Annotated in this window: 14 protein-coding genes; 7 read left to right on the top strand and 7 right to left on the bottom strand. The window is 63.0% G+C overall.

The annotated features are described in order from the left end of the window. Nucleotides 1-80: 80 nt before the first annotated feature. The gene (locus QBK88_RS27700; protein WP_277964559.1) at nt 81-971 is read right to left on the bottom strand and encodes a LysR family transcriptional regulator; all 891 of its coding nucleotides are present in this window, start codon (nt 969-971) and stop codon (nt 81-83) included. 242 nt (nt 972-1,213) lie between these two features. On the opposite strand from QBK88_RS27700, the gene QBK88_RS27705 reads away from it, so the two are divergent. Together QBK88_RS27705 and QBK88_RS27710 are read left to right on the top strand one after the other, a co-directional pair. After that, complete coding sequence (locus QBK88_RS27705; protein WP_277964560.1) at nt 1,214-2,440, top strand: MFS transporter; 1,227 nt, start codon at nt 1,214-1,216, stop codon at nt 2,438-2,440. Nucleotides 2,441-2,540: 100 nt separating this feature from the next. Next, on the top strand, nt 2,541-2,984 hold the full coding sequence (locus tag QBK88_RS27710) for an SRPBCC family protein (protein WP_268141257.1): 444 nt from the start codon (nt 2,541-2,543) through the stop codon (nt 2,982-2,984). A gap of 46 nt (nt 2,985-3,030) precedes the next feature. Here QBK88_RS27710 and QBK88_RS27715 read toward each other — a convergent pair whose 3' ends face one another. Together QBK88_RS27715 and QBK88_RS27720 are read right to left on the bottom strand one after the other, a co-directional pair. Beyond that, entirely contained in the window at nt 3,031-4,245 is a 1,215-nt protein-coding gene (locus QBK88_RS27715) for an aldose 1-epimerase family protein (RefSeq protein ID WP_277964561.1), read from the bottom strand. A gap of 184 nt (nt 4,246-4,429) precedes the next feature. Next, nucleotides 4,430-4,969, bottom strand: coding sequence for a DUF3237 domain-containing protein (locus QBK88_RS27720; protein WP_277964562.1), 540 nt, complete (start codon nt 4,967-4,969; stop codon nt 4,430-4,432). Nucleotides 4,970-5,136: 167 nt separating this feature from the next. Here QBK88_RS27720 and QBK88_RS27725 point away from each other — a divergent pair, with 167 nt between their 5' ends. The 3 genes from QBK88_RS27725 to QBK88_RS27735 all read left to right on the top strand — a co-directional run bounded on the left by QBK88_RS27725 (nt 5,137) and on the right by QBK88_RS27735 (nt 6,794). After that, entirely contained in the window at nt 5,137-5,976 is an 840-nt protein-coding gene (locus QBK88_RS27725) for an alpha/beta fold hydrolase (RefSeq protein WP_277964563.1), read from the top strand. 51 nt (nt 5,977-6,027) lie between these two features. Beyond that, the gene (locus tag QBK88_RS27730; RefSeq protein ID WP_277964564.1) at nt 6,028-6,150 is read left to right on the top strand and encodes a hypothetical protein; all 123 of its coding nucleotides are present in this window, start codon (nt 6,028-6,030) and stop codon (nt 6,148-6,150) included. A 95-nt stretch (nt 6,151-6,245) separates the two neighbouring features. After that, nucleotides 6,246-6,794 (top strand): cysteine hydrolase family protein, encoded by a 549-nt coding sequence (locus tag QBK88_RS27735; protein WP_277964565.1) that lies wholly within the window; start codon nt 6,246-6,248, stop codon nt 6,792-6,794. 1 nt (nt 6,795) lies between these two features. On the opposite strand, the gene QBK88_RS27740 is transcribed toward QBK88_RS27735, so the two are convergent. The 3 genes from QBK88_RS27740 to xth form a co-directional block, all read right to left on the bottom strand. Beyond that, nucleotides 6,796-7,575, bottom strand: coding sequence for a MetQ/NlpA family ABC transporter substrate-binding protein (locus QBK88_RS27740; protein ID WP_268141241.1), 780 nt, complete (start codon nt 7,573-7,575; stop codon nt 6,796-6,798). Then, complete coding sequence (gene solA / locus QBK88_RS27745) at nt 7,572-8,750, bottom strand: N-methyl-L-tryptophan oxidase (RefSeq protein WP_277964566.1); 1,179 nt, start codon at nt 8,748-8,750, stop codon at nt 7,572-7,574. The genes QBK88_RS27740 and solA overlap by 4 nt, the downstream gene beginning before the upstream one ends. Before the next feature lie 391 nt (nt 8,751-9,141). Continuing rightward, nucleotides 9,142-9,939, bottom strand: coding sequence for an exodeoxyribonuclease III (gene xth / locus QBK88_RS27750; protein ID WP_277964567.1), 798 nt, complete (start codon nt 9,937-9,939; stop codon nt 9,142-9,144). Between the two features lie 130 nt (nt 9,940-10,069). Between xth and ligD the strand changes: the two genes are divergently transcribed. Together ligD and QBK88_RS27760 are read left to right on the top strand one after the other, a co-directional pair. Further along, complete coding sequence (gene ligD, locus QBK88_RS27755; RefSeq protein WP_277964568.1) at nt 10,070-12,565, top strand: DNA ligase D; 2,496 nt, start codon at nt 10,070-10,072, stop codon at nt 12,563-12,565. Beyond that, nucleotides 12,562-13,503 (top strand): DUF72 domain-containing protein, encoded by a 942-nt coding sequence (locus tag QBK88_RS27760; RefSeq protein WP_277964569.1) that lies wholly within the window; start codon nt 12,562-12,564, stop codon nt 13,501-13,503. Before ligD ends, QBK88_RS27760 begins: the two co-directional genes overlap by 4 nt. Before the next feature lie 55 nt (nt 13,504-13,558). On the opposite strand, the gene ku is transcribed toward QBK88_RS27760, so the two are convergent. After that, nucleotides 13,559-14,422, bottom strand: a complete 864-nt coding sequence (gene ku / locus QBK88_RS27765; protein WP_268141231.1) for a non-homologous end joining protein Ku — start codon at nt 14,420-14,422, stop codon at nt 13,559-13,561. Between the last annotated feature and the right edge of the window lie 134 nt (nt 14,423-14,556).

Genomic DNA, 14,556 nt, shown 5'->3' on the forward strand with positions numbered 1-14,556 from the left:
AAGCGAGCCTGAATGGTGGCGTTGTTGGCCGGGTGCGACAACCGGATGGCTGTTCTAGCTGCTATGCGTGTTTTGCATGCTCAACCTCCTGGCGTGCAGATTTCGCGGACCATTGCCATGGCCTGTTCAGCCAGGCGCGACAGCGGCCGTTGCTGCGCGGTGGCAATGAACAGGTGCGTCTGGATCATGGGCTCGACAATCGGCGCCACCTTGAAGCCTTCCAGTGAATCGTCATGCCGCGCCAGCGCGGACTGGAACAACACCCCGTAGCCCATCCCGCGATGAATCAACTCCAGCAAAGCAGGGATACTGTCGATCTCCAGGCCAATGTCCAGGGCCAGCGACTGGCGCCCGGCCTCGGCTTCGATCAGGCGGCGAATGGAATGCGGTTCGCTCGGGGTAATCAACGGGTAGGCGGGCAGCGCACTCATGGGCACTTCGCGGGGCAACGGCGAATCGGCGCTACCGATCACCATCAGCGGCTCGGCATGCACGTGTTCGTACTGGAGCTGCGAGCTCTGGCTGGGGTTGAACAGCAGGGCGAAATCCAGCCGTCCCAGTAGCAGCCATTCGCGCATCGAATGGCTCAAACCCTCCTTGATCCCCAGGATGCAATGGGGAAACCGTTCGCGGAATGCCGACACCAGGTTCACGGTATGGCGACGAGAGATACTGGGTGGCAGCCCGATCACTACCTTGCCGGATAGGCTGCCACGCTGGTCACGTAATTCTTCGCGAGCCACCTGTACCTGTCGCAATATGCCCTTGCCATGGTTGAAGAACCGCTGCCCGGCATCAGTCAGCGATACATTGCGGCCGTTGCGCAGCAACAAGTGCTCGGCAAGCTCCACCTCCAGCTGACGAACCTGGCGGCTCACCGCGGACTGGGACATGTTCAGCACCGCGGCTGCGCGGGTGAAACTGCCGAACTCCGCCACTCGAACGAAACACTCCAACTGCTTTAAGTCCATGCGCGGCTTCCGGATAAAAAGCTCACTTTACCTCGTCTGCCACGGCCAGGGGGCAGCAGACGCCCGGGCCGTGGTTGACGACGTGGGCAGCACGCCCTGCCGAGCGGTTTTATCGATCACATTAATGGTGACTATCAAAAGGCCGGCCTGTCCGATTGTCAGAACTGACCTCTATAATCGCGGCCAAATCCCCCCGCTTCTCGCGCCTGCTTCAGGCGTCACTCCCCTTGGAACCCCGCACCATGCCAACCCCCGACCAGGCCCCTCATGGCCGTCCCGAACACAGTCAACAAAACGTCAAGCAGCAGTGGCTGGCCATTCTCTCGGTCGCCGTGGGCGCTTTTGCCCTGGTGACCAGCGAATTTCTTCCGGTGGGCGTGCTCAACGATGTCGCCAGCGACCTGGGTATCAGCGCAGGCCACGCCGGCCTGATGGTCACCCTGCCCGGCATCATGGCCGCCCTTGCCGCCCCCCTGCTGTCCGTGGGCATCGGCGCCATGGACCGCCGCTACCTGCTGATCGGCCTGACCCTGATCATGATCATCGCCAACTCGGTGGTGGCCTACGCCAGCGACTTCAACCTGCTACTGCTCGGCCGCGTACTGCTGGGTGTCAGTATCGGCGGTTTCTGGGCAACCGCCATTGCCCTCAGTGGCCGCCTGGCCCCCAGGGGCGTGGGCGTGGCGCAGGCCACGTCGATCATCATGGTCGGGGTGACCTTGGCCACCGTGCTGGGCGTGCCGGTAGGCACCTGGCTGAGTGGCCTGATGGGCTGGCGCATGACGTTCCTGGTCACCGCGCTGGTGGGTGTACCGGTGCTGCTGGCGCAGGTCTTCCTGCTGCCGCGGCTCAACCCGGACAAGGCTATCCGCGTCAGTGACCTGCCGGCCCTGTTTACCAACCCACAAGCGCGGGTTGGCTTGATCGCCGTACTGCTGATAGGCCTGGCGCACTTTGCCGCCTACACCTATGTCGCGCCCTTCTTCAAACAACGTGCCGGCTTCGACGGGCCCGCCATTGGCTCGCTGTTGCTGCTCTATGGCATGGCTGGCGTTCTGGGCAATATCTTCGCCGGCTTCGCCGCCAACCGCAGCGTGCGTCACACCCTGCTGCTGGTCGCGCTGATGATCGGTACCAGCACCGCCCTGTTCCCCTACTTCGCCACCGGCATGACGGGCGCCGCCATGCTGATCGCCCTCTGGGGCTTCGCCTTCGGTGCGTTCCCGGCCTGCGCCAGCATCTGGATGTTCGTCGTGGCCCCCAAGGACGTCGAGCGCGGCATGCCACTGTTCGTGGCCTTGTTCCAGGTGATCATTGCGCTGGGCTCGTTCTTCGGCGGGCAGATCGTCGACAAGATGGGCAGCTCGGTGCTGCTGAGCCTGGCCACGGCGCTGGTGGGCTGCGGCTTTGTCACCGTGCTGGTGCTGGGGCGCAGTGTCAGCAACAGCCTGGCGCCGCAACCCTGCTGAGCCTTGCCCCAGGTGCCCACGAGCAGATCGGCGGGCATCCAACCGAACTTCCATGGCCGGCTTTCCCTCGAAAGGATGAAGCCAGCCAGGAAAACGTCCCATGTCCTCGATAACTCATACCGTCCTGATCGACGCCGCCCCACTGTCGGTCTGGCACCTGCTGCGCCAGTTCGGCCTGGTCGACACCTGGCACCCGCAGATCACCTCATGCGTGATCGAGGACGGCAAGGCGTCAGACGACGGCGGGTCAATCCGCACCCTGCGCCTGGCCAGCGGCGACCTGATTCATGAGCGCCTGCTGTCCATCGACAACGACCAGATGACGATGACCTATGGCTTGACGGGCACCGACATCCCCCTAGACGACTACGCCGCTACCCTCTCGGTCAAACCCACTGCCAATGGCGAACAGAGCACGCTGCAATGGGGTGCCTCCTTCACGTCGGCTGACGAGCAAGTGACCACCCAGTATGAATCGCTTATCGACGAATTCATTCTGGCTGGCCTGAGCGGCATGGCTCAACGCCTGGGGGCATCAACCTGATGCCCCTGCAGAACCGGGGTACCGGCCAACAGTGCCCTGGCCGTTATCAACCCTTGGTCAGATCAACCAACGGGGTCTGCCGCACCTCGGTTTCCCGCCCACCCTGAATCTCGCCCACCTGTTTCAGGGCCTTGTCCACCGCCATCTTGTCCGCCAACAGGCTGTAGGTGATGTGGAACTGCTTGTGTTCCTTCGGCTGGATGGTCGGTACCAGGTTCAGTGGCCGCTGGTAACGTCGGTTGTAGGAGAAACTGGTTCCCGGCTCCAGCCCCGTGACATAGCCCTGGCCCTGGGTATCGGTGTTTTTCCACAGGGAAAACACCGGCAGCGTCTGGGTGTTGAAACCGACCGATACCCCCAGCGTGCCAGCCTTGTTGTGCAACACGGTCAGCGTATCGCCCTTGGCATCGGCATACGGCACTACGTTGTAGACCGTTTCGTCATAGTCCCTGGTGGGTGCGCGGTAGGTCTGCCAGTCGGGCAGATCGCCTTTGGCCTTGTCGTTGAACGGCGACACCTGTTTCACCGGGGCGGCGAAACGAGCCCCTTGCTCCAGGAACGGGGTGCTGAAGTTACTGTGATACAGCGCCTGGTATTCCTTCGGATAGTCGCCGTTGTTGGTCAGGGTGTCGTTGAGGGCAAACACGACGCTACCGGGTTCGGTGACCAATTCGGTCGCGACAGAAAAGTCGACCTTCTTGAACGCCTGCTCTTTCAGTTCGCCACGCAGGGTGATGGCGTACGGTGGTTTCTCATCGATGTGCAGGGTGACTTTGTTCGCAGGAATGTTGGCGGCCCGACCGTGCAAGGTCAGCAGTTCGCCGTTATCGATGCCGGGGTGGCCGACCCATTCATATCCGCAGCGAGCGACCAGCTCGTTGAACCCTTCCAGCCAGCCCAGGCCATCACGGCCATTAAGTTCGATGAAGGACGGGTTGACCACTTCCTTGACCGGCGAATCCCAGCCCATGCGCACATTACCCACCGAGGCCTGCAAGACATTCATTCCGCGCGTCGGCACGACGGAGAGTTTCATCGTACCGTTATCGATATCGACGATGCTGACACCTTCCTGCCGCCCCCCGTGCAAGGTGCGCAAGGTGACGCTGAAGGGTTTGTCGGTTTTAACGCCCAGCACCTGGCTGGTGATCTGCCAGTTCTGAGCGGCTTTGTCGGTGTCGAGCAGAACGTAGTCCCAAGCCATGGCGTGGGAGGCAGTAGACAGTGCGCCGAGGGCAACGAAAAGTTTGAGCGGGGTCATGGCAGTAGCCTTTCTTGGAGTTGTGCCCGTTTTTATAGACTAGAAGAAACGTTTCAGCCAGCTTCGTGAACGATACTACGGCCAAAACCCAAGGAATCCAGCGCGGCCACATTTTTGCGGTGTGCAGCACGCTGGTAGGCGCCGTTATCAGCTTGATTAAGCCAATTAACCAGTTGCAAATGACCTAGTTCACTTCAAACGCGTCGTACACCACCGCATTGCCCAGGCGCATGGCGCTGCCCACCCCTACCGTGCGATTCAGCCAGGCGTACCTGGGCGCCGACGTCTCGAACCGCAGGGTGATGCGGAACTGGTACAGGCTGGGGTCGACGTTCTCTCCCGCGGCGACCTTTTTCATGACGTCGGCGGGGCCGAACCGATAACCCTCGGTGCGCAGGTAGATCAACGCGCCGTCGTCGGTCTGCAGCAGGTAGCGGGTGTCGATGATGGCCAAGCCGTCCGGGGTCACGACCTGCCAGTCCGCGCCGTTGTCGAGAATGGTGCCTTTGAGCCGCGGGCCTTCAAAATGCCCTCCGGTGATCGGGATGATCCGGCGTTTGCCCTGCCCGCTCGTTGGCCCCAGTTCCCAGATGGGGGCTACCAGGTCGACGCTGAACCGCGCCAGGGGCTCAAGCTTGAGCGGTGGTGGTTCGTAGACGGCCGCTTGCGTCATGCAGGCGCAGGCCGTCAGGGCCAATGTGGGCAATTGCTTGCGCAGACTCATGGTTACCGGACCTCTTTTTTGTAATTATCGATAATATTATTAACCATTACCGGTTCAGGCTTGTCAACGCAACCGATCCGAACGGCTACTGTTCAGTGCACAGGCCCTGGGTTAAGGTCAGCCAGGGCAAGAGGCGTCAGGCTGGGCCAAATCGGAGTAACTCCACCATGGCAACGCAAACACTCACCGTTAACGACGTGCAGTTGAACGTTTCGATCCGCGGCCAGGGCTCACCGCTGCTGTTGCTCAACGGCCTGGGAGGCCTGATTCGCACCTTCGACCCCCTGCGCGACGAACTGGCGGACTACACGACCATCACGCTGGACGTGCCCGGGGTCGGCACATCGCAGCTGCCGCGTTGGCCGATGCGCCTGCCGGGCCACGCCGACCTGATCGCCGCGATGCTCACGCAACTGGGACTCGACCGGGTGGATGTGTTCGGTGTCAGTTGGGGCGGTGCCTTGGCCCAGGAGTTCGCGCTGCGCCACCCGGCCAGGGTGCGCCGGCTGATCCTCGCGGCGACTTCAGCGGGACCGGCCTTGCTGGTCAAGCCCGCCGATATCCTGGCCTTTCTGGGCAGGGGCAAAGGCGCCAGCCGGCAGAAGCAGGAACGCTCTCCTCATTCGCTGCAGACGCTGATGCACTTCGGGGTAATGCACGGCATGCTCACCGCCAACCCTCGCGCGTACTACTACCAAATCGCTGCCCTGGTGGGCTGGACCAGCCTGCCCCGGCTGTTCCGGTTGCGCCAGCGCACGCTGATCCTCAGCGGCGACCGTGACACCCTGGTGCGGCTGTACAACGCGGATATACTGCGCCGCACCATTCGCCGTGCCGAAGTGCACATCCTGCGGGGCGAAGGGCATTTTTTCGTGGTAACCAGCGCCAGGCAAACCGCTGAAGCCATGCGCGAATTCCTCTGCCAGCAGCACGATGATGAAGCGCCCGCGGCGATCGTGGCCAACGGCAGGTTCGAGCCACGACGGCTGGGCCATGAGGGAAGTTGACCATCGAGACCTGTGAGTGCAGTCGGGTCGGCGGTGGCGGTTCAATGTTTCATGAACACGTCGTTGACGCCCTGCCAGCACCTGGTGCACTCTGGGCTCATGAACGGTTTCCTGCGCACCACCTCGACCACTACCACCACGACCGCCACCGGCGGGCCGTGCGGCGAGGCGTGAGCAGTACCTGACACGCGACACCCAAGGCCCCGCCAGCAATGGTCGGGGCCTTTTTTGTGCCCGGACCGGGACTGGTTTTTTCAAGGAGTAGTACCATGGCTGCATTGAAGCTCAACCGCCCCGCCCTGCTGATCATCGACGTGCAGGTAGGCCTGATCCACGGTCCGCAGAAACCACTCGATGGCGAGCGCCTGCTGGCCAATATCAACCTATTGATCGCCCAGGCCCACGAGGCCGGTGCGCCGGTTCTGGCCGTGCGCCACACAGGGCCGCACGGCTCGCCCATCGCCCAGGGCAGCCCGTTCTGGCAGGTGGCCCCGGAGCTTGGCCTGAATGAAAGCAATGCGCGGCTATTCGACAAGCAGGCCGCCAGCGCCTTCCAGGGCACCGACCTGGAGCAATGGCTCAAGGCCGATGGCATCCAGGACCTGGTGATCGTCGGCCTCAAGACTCAATACTGCGTCGACACAGCCTGCCGCGTCGCCGCGCAATTGGGCTTCAGACCGGTGCTGGTGGCCGATGCCCATAGCTGCATGGACACCGACCTGCTGGCCGCCGAGGTGATCATCGCCCACCACAACCAGACCCTGAATGGGCCGATCGCCCGCGTGGTCGCCACGGCGGACATCCAGTTCCAGGGCTAGGTCAGAACGCCGGCACCACGTCACCGTGGTAGCGTTCCAGGATGAACTGTTTGACTTGCGGGGAGTTCAGCAAGGCACCCAGCTTCTGTACCGCCGGGTCGTTGGCCTTGTCACGGCGTACATAGAGGTAGTTGGCGTATGGCGATTGCGAACCTTCGATGAACAGCGCGTCCTGGTGCGGCACCAGCTTGGCCTCCAGCGCATAGTTGGCGTTGATCAGTGCCAGGTCTACCTGGTTCAGCACCCGCGGCAGCATGGCGGCCTCAAGCTCCTTGAACTTGAGGTGCCGGGGGTTGCCGACGATATCCTGCTGGGTGGCCATGATGTTGTTCGGGTCCTTGAGGGTGATCAGGCCCTGCTTGGCGATCAACAGCAGTGCGCGGCCCGAGTTGGCCGGGTCGTTGGGGATGGCCACGGTGGCGCCGTCCTTGAGCTCGGCGATGGTCTTGATTTTCTTCGAGTATGCACCGAAGGGTTCGATGTGCACCGCCACGATCGGTACCTGGTCGCTGCTGGGGCGGTCTTTCTTGTAGGCGTCGTAGTACGGCTTGCTCTGGAAGTAGTTGGCATCCAGCTGCCCTTCGTCTACCTGACGGTCCGGTTGCACGTAATCGGAGAACACCTTGACGTCCAGGGTCACGCCCTCCTTCGCCAGTTCAGGCTTGAGAAACTCCAGGATCTCGGCGTGGGGCACCGGTACCACGGCGATTTTCAGGGTTTCGGCATAGGCGTTGCCCATGGCGGCGACCAGCAGTGCAGCAGACAGAACGATGCGTTTCACGATGCGTTACCTTTGAAGCGTTGCAGGGAAAAGGAGGACAGGTCCAGGTCGGTGGTGCCGCGCACGCACCATTGGGCGAAGGCTTCGCCCAAGGCGGCCGAGTGCTTGAAGCCATGGCCGGAGCAGGCACTGACCACCAGGGTGTGCTGCAGGGCCGGGTGCTGGTCGATGATGAAGTGGCGGTCGGGGGTGACGGTGTAGGCGCACACGGCGGACTTCACGACGTGCGCGGTGACCCCAGCGATACGGCCTTGAACCTGCTGTTCGTACATCTCGCGTTCTTCGGCCGCCGATACCGTGCGGTCGAGGCTATCGGGGTGGCCAGCCACCTTGTACTGCGCGGTGGCGATTTTCAGGCTGCCCTCGCCTGGCAGGGCCGGAAAGCCGTAGTTGATGCAGTCGTCGCCACGCCCGTGGGTGAAGATAAAGGTGGGCGACGCGCCTTCCAGGGCAGCGTTTTCCTGCAGCTCGAACCAGAACAGCTTTTGCCGGTAGACGCTCAGCAGGCCGTCGAACGGCTCGCCCAGCAGGCCACCGGCCCAGTTGCCGGCGCTGATCACCAGCTTGCCGGCACGCACCGTGCGCTGATTGGTGGTGACGGTAACGCCTTCGGCATCAGACGCGATGGCGGTGACGGTCTCACCTTTGAACAGCGTGGCGCCGTGCTGCCCGGCCAGCTTCAATTGCACGTCGATGCAGCGTTCGGGCCGCACAAAACCGCCTTCGGGCTCGAAATAGCCGATGGCGTTATCACGCACATGGGCGAATTGCGGGAAGCGCTGGCGGATCTGCGCGGCGTCCAATACCTGGTGTTCGATGCCGTAGGTGCGGGCCAGGCCGATGGTGCGCAGCGTGAAATCGCTGGCGTCAGCGGGGTCGAATTCGGCGCTGGAGGTCAGCACCAGCAGGCCCGACTGCTCGAACAACGACTCGCCGGACAAGGCCTCCAATTCACGCCAGATAGCCTGGGACCGGCGCACGATAGGCACGTACTGCGCACCTTCGCCCACGGACAGGCGGGTGATACGGGTATCTCCGTGGCTTGAACCCAGGTTGTGAGGGGGGTGGTGACGGTCGATGCCCGCTACTTTCACCCCTGCCTTGGCCAACTGGTATACGGTTGCTGCGCCCATGGCGCCCAAGCCAAGCACCAGAACTTCATAGTGTTTTTCCATGCCCAGGTGCCTTGCGAAAAAGCGCCTAGTTCACGGCCAGCCACGCTAATAATCAACTACCGGAAATGCATAAGCTTATGCGTTTTTCGACATCCCTTGTCGCAGTGGTCTTAATGCGGCAGGCCTGACGCTGCGCGGTGCCTGGGACGCGGGCATGGCAGCCTTGCAGAACCTGACGAAGCTCGGGCAGCGGCCTGCCAGATCGACCGTGTTGTCCGCTTCCCGAGCTGGCGCCCGGTCCTACAACGGCACGTTGCTCCACGGTTATGGCAATCCTGTGGGACCGGGCGAAGCTCGGGAAGGGGCCCGTCAGATCGACCGCGTCACCCGCTTCCCGAGCTTGCGCCCGGTCCCACAACGGCACGTTGCTACAGGCATGCTGCGACCGTTCCTAACCCTTGCGCTTGCGGGTGCCCAGCTCGATCCACACCGGTGCATGGTCACTGGCATGCTCTTCATTGCGCACCCAGGCATCCACCCCGGCGTTTTTCAGGTACGGCGCCAGCGACGGGTTCAGCAACAGGTGGTCGATGCGCAACCCACAGTTGCGGGGCCAGTGCTGGCGAAAATAGTCCCAGAAGGTGAACACCTGCTCTTGCGGGTACAAGTGGCGCAACGCGTCGGTCCAGCCCTGGGCCAGCAAGCGCTGGTAAGCGTCGCGGCTTTCAGGTTGCAACAAGGCATCCTTGAGCCAGGACTTGGGGTTATAGATGTCGAAGTCAGTGGGCACCACGTTGTAGTCGCCTGCCAGCACCACCGGATGGTCGCTGGCCTGCAGGGCTTGCGCGTGCTGGATCAGGCGCTCGAACCAGGCCAGTTTGTAGGCGAACTTCGGCCCCGGCTGCGGGTTGCCGTTGGGCAGGTACAGGCAGCCCACCAGCACGCCATGCACGGCGGCCTCCAGGTAGCGGCTCTGGGTGTCGCTGTCATCACCCGGCAAACCACGGCGCGACTCCAGCGGCTCGGCGTCCCTGGCCAGAATCGCCACGCCATTCCAGGCAGGCTGGCCATGGTGCAGCGTACCGTAGCCGATGGCTTCGAACTCAGCGGCCGGAAATTGTGCGTCGGTGGCCTTGAGCTCCTGCAGGCAGGCAATGTCCGGGCGTTCGCGCTCCAGCCATTGCAACAGGTTGGGCAACCGGGCGCGCAGGCCGTTGATATTGAAGGTGGCGATTTTCAAGGCTTTCATGCGGGCTCCTCGGGGCACTTTCCAGGCCGTGCCTGTTTGAACCTGACCAGCGCCACTCGTTCACCTCACGGGAACTCTACGGCCCCTGCGCCCCTCCACTTTTTAGAACCCCGTGCGCCGGAGCATCCCCATGGCCCGTTCCCTGAAGGAATACCACAGCAAGCGCAACTTCGACGCCACCCCCGAACCCAGCGGCAAGGGCGGCCACCGGGGCAAGGCCCATGCGCTGCAGTACTGCATCCAGAAACACGATGCCAGCCACCTGCACTACGACTTTCGCCTGGAGCTGGATGGCACCCTGAAAAGCTGGGCCATTCCCAAGGGCCCGTCGCTGGACCCCAAGGTACGGCGCCTGGCGGTACACGTGGAAGACCACCCGCTCGACTACGCCAATTTCGAGGGCCATATCCCCGAAGGCCATTATGGCGGCGGTGATGTGATTGTCTGGGACCGCGGCGTCTGGATACCCGAAGGCAACCCTCAGGACAGTTATGAGAAAGGCAAGCTGCGCTTTCGTCTGCAGGGGGAAAAGCTCTCCGGTATCTGGAACCTGTTCCGCACCCACCTGGCCGGCAAGAAAGAACAATGGCTGCTGATCAAATCCGCCGACGGCGAAGCACGCCCGGAGGCGGACTTCGACGTTGTCGCCGCGCTGCCCGACAGCGTGCTCAGTGACCGAACGCTGGTGCCTAAGACCCGTAAGCCTGCGAAGGCTGCCAAAGCCCCGGCCAAACCCAAACGTCATTCCCTGAGCGGCGCACACAAGGCCAGCCTGCCTGCCACCCTGACACCCGAATTGGCCACATTGGTGGAGTCCGCGCCCAGCGGCGACTGGCGCTACGAAATCAAGTTCGATGGCTACCGGGTGCTGGCGCGCATCGACGGCGACCAAGTGCGCCTGTTCACCCGCAACGGCAACGACTGGACCGCGAAAATGCCCAGCCAGGCCACGGCGCTCGCCGGCCTGGGGCTGGACTCGGCCTGGCTGGACGGCGAAATGGTAGTGGCCCGGGAAGACGGCGTTTCGGATTTTCAGGCCCTGCAAAATGCCTTCGACGACGGCAGCGATGAGGCCATCGTCTATTACCTCTTTGACGCCCTTTACCTGAACGGACTGGACCTGCGTCATTGCCCCTTGCAGGAACGTCGCGCGGCCCTGAAGGCGCTGCTGGCGCCCAACGAAGCCCCGCAATTGCGCTATTCGGCGGATTTCGACGAACCGGTCCAATCCCTGCTCGACAGTGCCTGCCGCATGGGCATGGAAGGCTTGATCGGCAAGCGCACCGACAGCCTGTACAGCGGCAAGCGCAGCAGTGACTGGATCAAGCTCAAGTGCCAGCAGCGCCAGGAATTCGTGATCGTCGGCTATACCGACCCTAAAGGTAGCCGTAGCGGCTTCGGCGCCCTGTTGCTGGCCTTGCACGACCATGACAGCGGTGAGTTGCGTTTCGCCGGGAAGGTCGGCACCGGCTTCAACACCGCGACCCTGGCCAGCATTCTGGAAAAACTCCGCCCCCTGGAAGTGCCCAAACCCCAGTTTTCCCGCCCGCCCACCGGTGCCCAGGCCCGCGACGTGCACTGGCTCAGGCCGCAGTTGCTGGCGGAAGTGGCCTATGCGCAAATGACCCGCGATGGCGTGGTCCGCCATTCGGTTTTCCACGGCCTGCGCGACGACAAGCCGGCCAAGGCCATCGACCTGGAGCAACCCGTGAAAACCAGCAAGGCAACCCCCAGCAAAGCCAAGACCAGTGCCACCCGCGACAGCCTGCGCCTGACCCACCCCGACCGCGTCATCGACGCCAGTTGCGGCGCCACCAAGCGCCAGGTGGCCGAGTACTACGCCCAGGTCGCGGCCTGGATCGAGCCGCACCTCAAGCGCCGTCCCGTGGCCCTGGTGCGCGCCCCGGAAGGCTTGACGGGTGAGTTGTTCTTTCAGAAAAATGCCGCGCACCTGGACATTCCCGGCCTGGTCACCGATGAAGCCGCCGGCCAGACAGTGATGATCATCAACCGCGCCGATGCCCTGCTGGGCGCGGTGCAGATGAACACCCTGGAGCTGCACACCTGGAACGCCACCGACCAGAACTACGACAAGCCGGACCGTTTCATCCTCGACCTGGACCCGGACCCCGCACTGCCGTGGAAGAGCATGCTCGAAGCCACGCAACTGACCCTGACCCTGCTGGACGAGCTGGGCCTGAACGCGTTCCTCAAGACCAGCGGCGGCAAGGGCATGCACATCGTCGTGCCACTGACCCGGCGCGCCGGCTGGGACGAGGTGAAAGACTTCGCCCACGCCATCGTCAAGCACCTGGCCGGCCTGTTCCCGGACCGCCTGACCTCGGTGTCGGGACCGAAAAACCGCGTGGGCAAGATTTTCATCGACTACCTGCGCAACACCAAAGGCGCCACCACCGCCTGCGCCTACACCCTTCGCGCCCGCGAGGGGCTGCCAGTGTCGGTGCCGATCCGCCGCGATGAGCTGAACGGGCTCAAGGGTGCCAACCAGTGGAACATTTTCAACCTGCACGAGCGCCTGGCGGACAGGGACGATCCCTGGTCCGACTACGCCGCCACCAAGCAGTCCATCACCGCCGCCCTGCGCAACCGCCTGGGGGGTGAATGATGGCCGGAGCTCAGGTGCACATCGGCATTTCTGGCTGGCGCTACACGCCCTGGCGCGGCGACTTCTACCCCGAAGGCCTGCGCCAGAAGGATGAACTGCGCTTCGCCTCTCGGGCGGTCAACAGCATCGAAATCAACGGCACCTTTTATGCCCTGCAGCGCCCCGAACGCTTCGCCGAATGGGCCAGTGAAACGCCCGACGGATTCGTGTTCAGCGTCAAGGGCCCGCGCTACATCACCCACGTCAAACGCCTGCGCGACATAGAGGAGGCCATGGCCAACTTCTATGCCTCCGGCCCCCTGTCGCTCGGGGATCGCCTGGGCCCGATGCTTTGGCAGTTCCCGCCCAATTTCAAATTTGATGCCGGGCTGTTCGAAGACTTTCTGGCCACCCTGCCGCGCACCGGCCAACAGGCCATTGCCCTGGCCAAAGGCTGCGCCGAACGCCTGCAGCACCCCGGTTACCTGGACGGCAAGCCGAAACAGGTGTTGCGCCATGCCGTGGAGATTCGCAACGACAGCTTTATCGACCCGGCCTTCGTAGCCATGTTGCGCAAGCACCAGGTGGCCCTGGTGATCGCCGATGCAGCGCGCAAATGGCCCCATGTGCAGGACGTGACAAGTGACTTCATGTACCTGCGCCTGCATGGCGACAAGAAGCTCTACAGCAGCGGTTATTCCGATGCGGCACTTGCCCAGTGGCAACAGCGCCTGCGGGCCTGGAAGCGCGGCGCCCAGCCCGGCGACGCCGACCTTATCGACCCCCACAGCGCACCACCCAAAGCCAGCCAGCGTGACGTTTATTGCTACTTCGACAATGACATCAAGGTACGCGCGCCTTACGACGCACGGCGGTTGTTGGCGCTGCTGAAGCTGGACAAGGGCCTGCAGACCACCCCCGGCGAGCCCACCGAGGCCCTGGAAAACAACGCAACCTGAAGCCTTGCAGCCGCGGACGTGGCCGCGGCGACGGGTCGGGCCAGGGAAGCGTCGTTCAGGACACTTTTTTCCGCGCAGTGCGCTTGGCCGGTGCCTCGGCTTTCTTGGCCGGCTTGGCCGGCGCAGGCTTTTTACCCGCCAGGCTGCGCTTGAGCAGGTCGGTAAGGTCGATGATATCCGCGCTCTTGTGCTCGCCCTCCTCGTCCAGCGAGGTCACCGTGGCGATCTTGCCCTTGCTGGCCTTTTCCTCTACCAGCTCCATGATGGTTTCCTTGAAGTCATCCTGGTATTCCTCTGGCGTCCAGGTGCCGCTCATGTCCTCGACCAGGCGCTTGGCCATTTGCAATTCGCGCTTGTCGATCTTGGCATCGGTGACGCTACTGTCCAGCTCCAACCCTTCTATGCCACGCACCTGGGCGGGCCAGCGCAAGGTAATCATCACCAGCGCGTTGTCCAGGGGGCGCAACAAGGCCAGATGCTGCTGGGTGTGCAACACCACCCTGGCCAAGGCGACCTTGCCAGTGCTTTCCAGGGTCTGGCGCAACAGCGCGTACACCTTGCCGCCGCGCTTGTCCGGCGCCAGGTAATAGGGCGTATCGAACGCCTGCAAGGGAATTTCCTGGGCCTCGACGAAGGAAAAGATATCAATGGTCTGGGTGGCTTCCGGGCGCGCCTTGCGGATCTCGTCTTCGCTGATCACCACGTAGCGGCCCTTCTCGTATTCCACCCCTTTGACGATGTTGTCCTTGTCGATGTCCTTGCCGGTGACCTTGTTGATCCGCTTGTAGCCCACCGGGTCCATGCTGCGCTTGTCCAGCCAGTCGAAGTCGATGCGCTCGCTGGACACCGCCGTGCTCAGGGACACGGGAATGTGCACCAGGCCAAAACTGATCGCGCCTTTCCAGATGGCTCGGGCCATGACTGATCTCCTGTGGGGCCCCGGGGATGGGGGCTCCTAAAGAGAAAGACTGCGCGGCGGGGGGAAGGTTTAACCCGGAACGACCCTATATTCGCCTGCTGCACCGACCCTGCAGGCGCTGGCACGCCAGCGGG

The organism is Pseudomonas sp. RIT-To-2 (assembly GCF_029623465.1).
Lineage (GTDB): Bacteria > Pseudomonadota > Gammaproteobacteria > Pseudomonadales > Pseudomonadaceae > Aquipseudomonas > Aquipseudomonas silvicola.

Excerpts from the sequence above, each read along its gene's own strand:
- QBK88_RS27735 (WP_277964565.1), top strand. The coding sequence starts at position 6,246 with ATGGCTGCATTGAAGCTCAACCGCCCCGCCCTGCTGATCATCGACGTG.
- QBK88_RS27720 (WP_277964562.1), bottom strand. The coding sequence starts at position 4,969 with ATGAGTCTGCGCAAGCAATTGCCCACATTGGCCCTGACGGCCTGCGCC.
- ku (WP_268141231.1), bottom strand. The coding sequence starts at position 14,422 with ATGGCCCGAGCCATCTGGAAAGGCGCGATCAGTTTTGGCCTGGTGCAC.
- QBK88_RS27715 (WP_277964561.1), bottom strand. The coding sequence starts at position 4,245 with ATGACCCCGCTCAAACTTTTCGTTGCCCTCGGCGCACTGTCTACTGCC.
- xth (WP_277964567.1), bottom strand. The coding sequence starts at position 9,939 with ATGAAAGCCTTGAAAATCGCCACCTTCAATATCAACGGCCTGCGCGCC.
- QBK88_RS27705 (WP_277964560.1), top strand. The coding sequence starts at position 1,214 with ATGCCAACCCCCGACCAGGCCCCTCATGGCCGTCCCGAACACAGTCAA.
- QBK88_RS27760 (WP_277964569.1), top strand. The coding sequence starts at position 12,562 with ATGATGGCCGGAGCTCAGGTGCACATCGGCATTTCTGGCTGGCGCTAC.
- QBK88_RS27710 (WP_268141257.1), top strand. The coding sequence starts at position 2,541 with ATGTCCTCGATAACTCATACCGTCCTGATCGACGCCGCCCCACTGTCG.
- QBK88_RS27700 (WP_277964559.1), bottom strand. The coding sequence starts at position 971 with ATGGACTTAAAGCAGTTGGAGTGTTTCGTTCGAGTGGCGGAGTTCGGC.
- ligD (WP_277964568.1), top strand. The coding sequence starts at position 10,070 with ATGGCCCGTTCCCTGAAGGAATACCACAGCAAGCGCAACTTCGACGCC.
- QBK88_RS27730 (WP_277964564.1), top strand. The coding sequence starts at position 6,028 with ATGAACACGTCGTTGACGCCCTGCCAGCACCTGGTGCACTCTGGGCTC.
- QBK88_RS27725 (WP_277964563.1), top strand. The coding sequence starts at position 5,137 with ATGGCAACGCAAACACTCACCGTTAACGACGTGCAGTTGAACGTTTCG.
- solA (WP_277964566.1), bottom strand. The coding sequence starts at position 8,750 with ATGGAAAAACACTATGAAGTTCTGGTGCTTGGCTTGGGCGCCATGGGC.